The following is an 8,189-nucleotide window of genomic DNA, read 5'->3' on the forward strand; positions in this document are numbered from 1 at the left end:
TCGACGTATCGCTCGCCGGCCGCCGACCCGGCCTCTCATGACCCGCCCCGCACCGCCCGGCCGAACCCATCCACGCGTCACTCTGCACCACGCCCGGTGAGAGTCCGGTGAGCGTCCCCCCGCTCCTCGCCATCGGTACCGGGGTCGGCCTCGCCGCCCTCGCGGGCACCCTGGCGACGCGGTACGACCAGTCGACGGTCGCCGCCTACATCCTCACGGGCGTCTCGCTGGGCGTCGTCGTCCCCCTGCTCCCGTGGCAGGCCCACCTCGCCGGCCTCCGCGAGGTGGTCATCGACGGCGGCATCGTCCTGCTGCTGTTCTCCCTCGGCCTGCACGTCGACGCCCACGAGCTGGTCGCCGACGCCCGGCTGGCGACCGCCCTCGGGTCCATCGACTTCGCGATCAACTTCACCGCGGGCGCGCTCGTGGGACTCGCGTTCGGCTTCGGGCCGCTCGGGAGCCTCGCGATGGCCGGCATCGTCTACGCCTCCTCCAGCGCGCTCGTCACCCGGGCGCTCGCCCAGCAGGGCTGGCTGGAGGCGCCTGAGGCGGCTCCCATCGTCCGGTCGCTGGTCGTCGAGGACGTGGTCGTCGGGGTCTACCTGACGGTCCTGACCGCCCTCGCGGCGAGGGGTGGCTCGACCCTCGCCGGCGTCCTCGGGGCGCTGCAGGGCCTCGCATTCCTCGCCGTCGTCGCAGCCCTCGGCTGGTACGGGACCGGGACGCTCTCCCGGTTGCTCGCGACCGCGTCGACCGAGGCTCTCCTGCTCCGGGTGCTCGCCGTCACGACCCTGGTGGCTGGCGGCGCACAGGCCCTCGGCGTGAGCGCCGGCGTCGCGGCCTTCGTCGTCGGGGCGGTCGTGGACGAGACGCCTCACGACGACCGGGTCGAACGCGTCGCCCGGCCCCTGCGCAGCCTGTTCGACGTGGGCCTGTTCGTGGCCATCGGGGCCGGCGTGGAGCCCGCCGCAGTATTCGGGGTTCTCGACCTGCTGGTGGCCGCACTCGCCGTCTCCGTCGGCGGGAAACTCGTCACCGGCTGGCTCGCCGGCCGGCTCTACGACCTGCCGCGGCGCGGGTCGCTCCGGGTCGGCCTCGGCCTCCTCGCCCGGGGCGAGTTCTCCATGATAATCGCGACGCTGACCGCGTCCGCGGGCGTCCCCGGGGCGGCCGGCATCCTGCCCCCGTTCGCGGTCGCGTACGTCCTCGTGACCAGCGTCCTCGGGGCGAGTCTCCTCCACAACGAGTCCCGGCTCGTCGCGGCCATCCCCGGTTTCGAGTGACGGCTGCTGCTTGCGAGCCGCGTTCGGCCCGGCCGACTGCGGGTTCGAGCCCCGCACGCGGCGTCGGCGGCATCGCCGCCGGTCACCACATGAAACAGATCGCACTCACGTTACTCCAGCTCGTCTCGCTCGCCGTCCCACCAGTGGCGGTCCTGCTGAAGATGCTCCGCCAGTCCGAGAACATCGACTGGACGCTCCGGCGCCTGAGCTTCGGCCTCGCGCTTGCCTCGGTCCTCTTCTTCATCCTCGCGGCGACAGGCAGCGTCCTCTCGCTGCTCGCGGCGTTCTCGCTGAGCCCGACGCTCCGACTCGCGCTCTGGGCGGCCGTCCTCGGGCTGCTCCCGTTCGTCGTCTTCGTGTTCGTCCTCTACCGCGAGCACCAGCTCGCGTTCGGCTGACCGGCTCGCCCCGGTCGGCCCGCTACCGCGTTCGGCCCGGCCGACGGTGGGTTCGAGTCCCACGCGCGGCGTGGCGGCTTCGCCGCCAGTGACCGTCGATGAGAACGCTACCCCTCGACAGTGGCGACCAGGAATCGACCGTGACGCCCGAACCCCTCGTCGGGGTCTCCGGGTTCAAACGAGACCAGCTCGTCGTCCTCTGGGAACTGGCAGACAGCAACCCCAGCGGCGTGAACCTCATGGCAGAACTCGAGTCCCAGTACGGGACCGAACTGAACCGCGGGCGACTCTACCAGAACCTCTCCGACCTCGTCGCCGACGACTTCGTCCAGAAGCGACCGGTCGACGGGCGGACGAACGCGTACCGACTCACCGACACCGGACAGCGATGCGTCCGGGCGCACCTCGCATGGGTCAGTCGCCGGCTCTCGGAGTGACCGAGCTGGCGGACCAGTGGGGGTCGTCACCGACGACGCCGGCGTGGGACGGCGTCGTCCGTTCTCACCGCGAGCGGGCAGGGTCCCGCTCGCCTCCTCGACGAATGCGACCCGACGACCGACGTTCCGACACCCGATGACAACGACAGACGACAGCGTGGCGGTCACCGCGACCGGCACGCACGCGACCCGAGCCGTATCGACCGACAGAACGACCGGCATCCGCGACCGCTTCGAGCGGGCCGCCTCACGCCTGGATGTCGACACCGGCCGCCTCCATCGACTCCTGCAACCTTCGGCCGTCTACCGCGAGACCATCTGGCTCTCCCGAGACGACGGCGGGACGGACGAACTGCCGGCCATCCGCGTCCAGCACGACACGCGACAGGGACCGTGTCTCGGTGGCCTCCGCTACCACCCGGACGCGTCGGTGACCGGCTGCCGCCGCCGGGCCGCGCTGGCGACCTGGCAGCACGCGCTCTTCGACCTCCCGTTCGGGGGCTCGATGGGCGCGGTCGCGGTCGACCCCGCGAATCTCTCCGTTTCCGAGCGCGAGCGCCTCGCCAGGCGCTACGCCGAGGCGTTCCAGGACGTGCTCGGCCCGCACCAGGACGTGGTCGAACCGGGGGCCGGCACCGGCCCGCGGGACATGGGCTACCTTGCCGACGCCCGGGCGCGCACTGCCGGGGAGCACCCCGGCAGCGCCGTAGCCGGGAAACCTGCGACGCTCGGCGGCCTCGAAGCGCGGCCCGGGGCGGCCGGCCGCAGCCTCGCCGTCCTCGCCCGCGAAGCCTGCGACCGCCGGCAGCTCCCCGTCACCGACGCGACGGTGGCCGTCTGTGGCTACGGCGCGGTCGGCGCGACCGCGGCCCGCCTCCTCGACCGCTGGGGGATGGACGTGGTCGCCCTCGGCGACAGCGACGGCTGCCTTCACGACCCCGACGGCGTCGAACCCCACGCGGTGCCAGCGTCCCACGAGACCGACGGGGGCGTCACCGCGCACGACACCGACGGCGGCGGGTCGCTCGACGACCCGCTCTCGGCTGACGTGGACCTCCTGGTTCCGGCGACGCCGGGTGGGGCCATCTCGCCGGCGGTCGCCAGCGACCTGCAGGCGTCCGTCGTCGTCGAGGGCGCGACCGGCCCGACGACGGCCGGCGCCGACGCCGTCCTCGACCAGCACGACGTGACAGTGGTCCCCGACATCCTCGCCAACGCCGGCGGCGCACTCGTCTCCGCGTTCGAGTGGCGCGCCGGCACGGACGGGGACGACTGGTCACCCGAGCGCGTCGACAACGAGCTCTCGCACCGCCTCCTCTCGGCGTACCGGACCGTCCGCGAGCGCCGACTCACTGACGACCTCGACTGGCGGGCCGCGGCCTACGCCGAATCGCTGGCCCGACTGCGCCGCGACCGTCGTTCGCGGCGGCGGTGGTGACCATCGATGCAGAGCGTCTTCGACCACGTCCTCGACCGCCTGACCGGCTGGTCGAGCGACGACGACGATTCCGACGACACCGCTCGGGTCAGCACGCGACCCGCGACCGACCACGACGCCATCACGGCGTCGACCGACACGGACGACACCATGAGCACGAGTTCCATCACGACCAGCGACACGACCGGCGACTCGACCGACAGCACGACCAGCGACACCGGGGACGAGTGGACCGCCCCCGAGTCACCCACGAGCAAGACACTCCACGACGTGACCCACACGGACCGCGGCCCGTACGCCTGCGGGGTCAGCGGGATGGTCCTCACCCGGACCGACGGCGCCTGGACCGCCGTCGTCGAGGACGGCCCGGCCACCCGGCAGAACGCCCTGAAGTCCATCGCCGCGACCGACGACGGCGAACGCGTCTGGTTCGCCGGTTCCTCGGGGTCGCTCGGGGCGCTCGACGTCTCGACCGGCCGGAAGCACGACTACTCCGCCCCGAAGGAGAAGACGAGCACCTGGGAGGCCATCGCCGTCACCGGCCCGAAGGGCGACGAGCGGATCAAGGTCGCCAACGGCTCCGGCGAGGTCCTCTCCGTCACGACCGACGAGAACGGCTGTCCCGTCTTCGGCGACGTGGTCAAACCCGGCAGCGGGTCGACCATCCCCGCCCTCGGCTTCGGTGGGGGCAACTGGTACGCGGTCGACACCAGCGGGAACGCGTTCCGGACCGACGACGAGGGCAACTGGACCGACATCGGGGTTCGGAACGCGCAGGTGAACTTCTTCGACGTCCACGCGACCGAGGACCGCCTGCTCATCGCCGGCGGCGACGGCCGCATCTACCGGTACGACGACGTCTGCAAGAACTGGACGCCCGTCATCGCCGGCGAAGGTGCGCTTCAGTCCATCGACGGCGACGGCTCGACCATCGCGGTCGCCGGGGCCGCCGGCGGCGTCTTCCGGCGCGGGACCGGCGGCTGGCAGGAGGAGTCCACGCCCGTCGCTGACGACCTGTTCGGCCTCTCGCTCGGCCCGAGCGACGTCGCGGTCGGGGCCAGCGGGACCATCATCGAGCGGTGACCCGCCACCGCGACACCGCATCCTACCTCCATGTCACTGCTCGGAATCTTCGGTCAGACCGTCGGACGTATCGCCACCAGCCTCCCCGGGACCGTGCCCGGCCGGGCGACCCTCTGGGACGCCACCACGGACCGGCGCGGGGTCGCCGCACTGGCACACCAGTCCGTCGCCATCCTCGGCGCCGCGGCCCTGCTGTGGGCGGCGCTCCTTCGCGGGTGGCTCCCGATGCCACAGAACTCACTCGACGCCCCGATGACGGCCCCCGGCGTCCCCGAGGCCATGGCCACGGCGGCCGGCCTCGACGGCGTCGCCACCTACCTGCTGATGTGGGGCGTGATGATGTCGGCGATGATGTACCCCGCGATGTACCCCTACGTCAGGGGCTACCTCGACGGCATCGGCGGCGGCGTCCTCAGACAGCAGGCCGCCCTCTGGGCGTTCTTCGTCCCCTACAGCCTCGTCTGGACCGCCACCGGTGTCGTCCCCCTCACGGTGGACCTGCTCGTGCCGGTCCACGACCTCGTGTCGGCCGCCCCGGGCGCCGTCCTCGGCGTCGGGTTCCTCGCGGCCGGACTCCACCAGCTCAGCAGCTACAAACATCGCTTCCTGGACCACTGCTGTGACTGTTCGGTCCGGGAGGTCTCGCGCTCCCTCGGCGGCATCGCCCGCGACGGCCTCGCCCACGCCCGGTCCTGTCTCGGGTGTACCTGGGCCCCGTTCGCGCTCATGGTCCTGCTCGGGTCGATGAACCCGGCGGTGATGCTCGGGCTGACGCTGCTCGTGACGCTCGAACGGGCCGCCGACCGCGGGCACGAGGTCGCCGCCGCGAGCGGTGTCCTCTCGGTCGCCCTCGGCGCCCTCTGTGTCCTGTCCGGCGCACTCGCGCTGGTCTGACCGACCACGCCCAGTCGAATCGCCGCGGCCGGCTTCCGGCCTCGCACCGACCCTGCGACCGCAGTTCAGCGATCCAGTCACGATGCACGACGCACTCACCGTCTCCGGCATGACCTGTACCGGCTGCGAACGACTCGTCGAACGCGAGGTCCGCGACATCCCCGGCGTCGAGCACGTCTCGGCCCGACACACCGACGACATCGTCGAGGTGTCGGTCGACCCGAGCGTCCGCCCGCAGGTGGTCGACGCCATCGAGCGCCTCGACTACGACGTCCACTGAGGCGGCGCGGTCCCCGGCCGTTCCGCTCTCCCTGTCCCTCCCTCGCGATTCTTTCGATACTTCGACCACATGACCATACACCGACGTTTCACGTCTGGGACTCGACACCTACTGTTTCGCCATCCCCCGACTCTGCCGGCCGGTAGACGAACGACGACCGCACGTCGCTGTCGTACATGAGCGTCCCGTCCGGTAGCCGGAGCAGTCGTGCCACGAGGTAGAGGTCGCCCGCCGAGCCGGCGGTGTTGACCACCAGTGCGACGAAGGCGCCGAACGCGACCAGCGGACTCGGCACGAACACGAGCCCGGCCAGCAGGGGCGTGAGCACGACCAGCGGCGCGATGCCGACGAGCAGGTTGTCCCGCCGGCCCTGGAACTGGTGGAACGCCGCGACGTAGAACGCGCCGACGTGGGGCGCAACCCCGTACGAGACCTCGTACCCCCGGAGCCGGTAGACCAGTCCGTGAACGAGTTCGTGGGCGACGGTGACACCGGCCACGGCGACCAGGAAGGCGACCGCGATCGACCCCGAGACGACGGTGAAACTGAAGCCCGTCTCGGTCTCCTCGAACGCGAACAGCGCGAGGAGGTCGGGGCCCTGGGCGTGGTAGAGGAGCCAGCCGCCGACCAGGACCGCCGGCGGGGTGAGGAGCAAAACCAGCACGACGAGGAGCCACAGCGGGTAGTCGAACCGGACCGGTTCGCCGTAGCCCTCGGGGGTCGTGGGTCGGAGCGTGGCCGTCGGGTCGTGGTCGCTGGTCGGCATACCGACCGCTACCGACCGACCCCTGTTAACTCCTCGTCGGTACGAAGCTATTCCTGCGGTCCGTCCGAACCGCCGACCATGTCCGACTCGACGACCCGCCCGTTCCGGTACGACTCGGAGGTCGACCCCGGCGAGAAGAAGCAGTTCCGATACGAGGTGAGCGAGACCTATCTGGGCGACTCGGTCGAGATCCCCGTGACCGTCATCAACGGCTCGGAACCCGGCCCGCGGGTGTTCATGACCGCGGCCATCCACGGCGACGAACTCAACGGTGTGAAGGTGCTCCAGGAGGTCGCCGACCGCTATCCACCGGGCGACATCCACGGCACCCTCGTCCTCCTCCACGTCGTGAACGTCCCCGGCTACCAGGCCCAGCAGCGCTACCTGCCCATCTACGACCAGGACCTCAACCGGTCGTTCCCCGGCCGGGAACGCTCGACGACCGCCGAGCGCATCGCCCACCAGGTGTACAGCCGGTTCGTGAGCCAGTGCGACCTCGGGCTGGACTTCCACACCTCGACGCGCAACCGCACCACGATGTACCACGCCCGCGCCGACGTCGGCAACCCCGCGGTCGAGCGCCTCGCCGAAGCCTTCGGGACGAACGTCATCCTCTCCGGCGAGGGCGACGAGGGCTCGCTCCGGGCCGTCGCGTCCCGCAACGACATCCCGACGCTCACCGTCGAGATGGGCAAGGCCCACCGCTTCCAGCCCCAGCTCATCGAGAAGGCAATCTCGGGCGTGGAGAGCGTCCTCGCCGAGTACGGGGTCTACCCCGAGGGGACCGTCGACGAACCCCGGTGGCGCAAGGTCATGGGCCCCGACGAGGAGAAGCGCTGGCTCCGGGCCGACACCGGCGGCCTCGTCGAGATGAAGTGGGGCCCGAACCCGCTCGTCCACGAGGGCGAGACCATCTGCACCGTCTCGGACCACTTCAAGGAGGACGAACACGTCATCGAGGCGCCCTTCACCGGCCTCATCGTCGGCGTGCTGGAGAACCCGGTCGCGCTCCCCGGCCACCCGGTGTGTCACCTCGTCCGACTCGACGGCGAGACCCGCGAGGAGATCGAGCGCGAGATAAGCCAGGGTGAGTTCGACGGCTACCGGTCCTACGGCCAGCGCTGGATGGCCGACGCGGAGGAGGCGGAATGAGGCTCGCTCGAACCCGCGGTCCGGTCCCTTTCGGTGTCTCTTCGGTCGAGCGCGTGCCTGCGGAGAAGATTCATCTTGCATCCGTGGGTACCACCAGCTATGGGCTCGATATCTCTCGACGAGGTCGACCGGGGTATCCTCTTTGCACTGCAGGAGGACGCCCGGAACACGACTATCGACGAGATTGCACAACAGGTCGAGGTCTCTCCGAGCACGGTCCGTAACCGTATCGACCGTCTCGAAGACGAAGGCATCATCGAGGGGTACTACATCAAGGTCGACTACGAGAAAGCCGCGTTCCCGCTGCACGTCCTGTTCACCTGTAGTGCTCCCACCGAGGAGCGCGAATCACTCGCCCGGGAGGCGCTGGAGTCCCGTGGGGTCGTCGACGTCCGTGAGATGCTCACCAGCAAACGCAACCTCTTCATCGAGGCCGTCGCCACGGATACACAGGACCT

10 protein-coding genes are annotated in these 8,189 nt (G+C 70.8%); 9 read left to right on the forward strand and 1 reads right to left on the reverse strand.

Features of this window, described 5'->3' with window-relative positions:
- Positions 1 to 107: 107 nt before the first annotated feature.
- The 7 genes from NOV86_RS21285 to NOV86_RS21315 all read left to right on the forward strand — a co-directional run bounded on the left by NOV86_RS21285 (position 108) and on the right by NOV86_RS21315 (position 5,813).
- A complete protein-coding gene (locus tag NOV86_RS21285; protein WP_267643840.1) occupies positions 108 to 1,283 on the forward strand; it encodes a cation:proton antiporter in 1,176 nt (391 codons plus the stop codon).
- A gap of 89 nt (positions 1,284 to 1,372) precedes the next feature.
- Positions 1,373 to 1,681, forward strand: a complete 309-nt coding sequence (locus tag NOV86_RS21290) for a hypothetical protein (RefSeq protein WP_267643841.1) — start codon at positions 1,373 to 1,375, stop codon at positions 1,679 to 1,681.
- 98 nt (positions 1,682 to 1,779) lie between these two features.
- Positions 1,780 to 2,118 (forward strand): helix-turn-helix transcriptional regulator, encoded by a 339-nt coding sequence (locus NOV86_RS21295; protein ID WP_267643842.1) that lies wholly within the window; start codon positions 1,780 to 1,782, stop codon positions 2,116 to 2,118.
- Positions 2,119 to 2,254: 136 nt separating this feature from the next.
- Positions 2,255 to 3,556 (forward strand): Glu/Leu/Phe/Val family dehydrogenase, encoded by a 1,302-nt coding sequence (locus NOV86_RS21300; protein ID WP_267643843.1) that lies wholly within the window; start codon positions 2,255 to 2,257, stop codon positions 3,554 to 3,556.
- A 6-nt stretch (positions 3,557 to 3,562) separates the two neighbouring features.
- Positions 3,563 to 4,639 (forward strand): WD40/YVTN/BNR-like repeat-containing protein, encoded by a 1,077-nt coding sequence (locus NOV86_RS21305; protein WP_267643844.1) that lies wholly within the window; start codon positions 3,563 to 3,565, stop codon positions 4,637 to 4,639.
- Positions 4,640 to 4,669: 30 nt separating this feature from the next.
- Entirely contained in the window at positions 4,670 to 5,533 is an 864-nt protein-coding gene (locus NOV86_RS21310) for a DUF2182 domain-containing protein (protein WP_267643845.1), read from the forward strand.
- Positions 5,534 to 5,615: 82 nt separating this feature from the next.
- Entirely contained in the window at positions 5,616 to 5,813 is a 198-nt protein-coding gene (locus NOV86_RS21315; protein WP_267643846.1) for a heavy-metal-associated domain-containing protein, read from the forward strand.
- 88 nt (positions 5,814 to 5,901) lie between these two features.
- Here the strand turns inward: NOV86_RS21315 and NOV86_RS21320 are convergent, their stop codons facing one another.
- A complete protein-coding gene (locus NOV86_RS21320; RefSeq protein WP_267643847.1) occupies positions 5,902 to 6,579 on the reverse strand; it encodes a DUF3267 domain-containing protein in 678 nt (225 codons plus the stop codon).
- A 78-nt stretch (positions 6,580 to 6,657) separates the two neighbouring features.
- Between NOV86_RS21320 and NOV86_RS21325 the strand changes: the two genes are divergently transcribed.
- Together NOV86_RS21325 and NOV86_RS21330 are read left to right on the forward strand one after the other, a co-directional pair.
- Entirely contained in the window at positions 6,658 to 7,731 is a 1,074-nt protein-coding gene (locus tag NOV86_RS21325) for a succinylglutamate desuccinylase/aspartoacylase family protein (protein WP_267643848.1), read from the forward strand.
- 99 nt (positions 7,732 to 7,830) lie between these two features.
- The coding region (locus NOV86_RS21330; RefSeq protein ID WP_267643849.1) for an Lrp/AsnC family transcriptional regulator at positions 7,831 to 8,189 on the forward strand (359 nt) is incomplete at its 3' end.

Source organism: Haloarchaeobius amylolyticus, assembly GCF_026616195.1.
Lineage (GTDB): Archaea > Halobacteriota > Halobacteria > Halobacteriales > Natrialbaceae > Haloarchaeobius > Haloarchaeobius amylolyticus.

Coding starts and splice junctions, on each gene's coding strand:
- NOV86_RS21290 (WP_267643841.1), top strand. CDS start 1,373: ATGAAACAGATCGCACTCACGTTACTCCAGCTCGTCTCGCTCGCCGTC.
- NOV86_RS21295 (WP_267643842.1), top strand. CDS start 1,780: ATGAGAACGCTACCCCTCGACAGTGGCGACCAGGAATCGACCGTGACG.
- NOV86_RS21300 (WP_267643843.1), top strand. CDS start 2,255: ATGACAACGACAGACGACAGCGTGGCGGTCACCGCGACCGGCACGCAC.
- NOV86_RS21305 (WP_267643844.1), top strand. CDS start 3,563: ATGCAGAGCGTCTTCGACCACGTCCTCGACCGCCTGACCGGCTGGTCG.
- NOV86_RS21310 (WP_267643845.1), top strand. CDS start 4,670: ATGTCACTGCTCGGAATCTTCGGTCAGACCGTCGGACGTATCGCCACC.
- NOV86_RS21315 (WP_267643846.1), top strand. CDS start 5,616: ATGCACGACGCACTCACCGTCTCCGGCATGACCTGTACCGGCTGCGAA.
- NOV86_RS21320 (WP_267643847.1), bottom strand. CDS start 6,579: ATGCCGACCAGCGACCACGACCCGACGGCCACGCTCCGACCCACGACC.
- NOV86_RS21325 (WP_267643848.1), top strand. CDS start 6,658: ATGTCCGACTCGACGACCCGCCCGTTCCGGTACGACTCGGAGGTCGAC.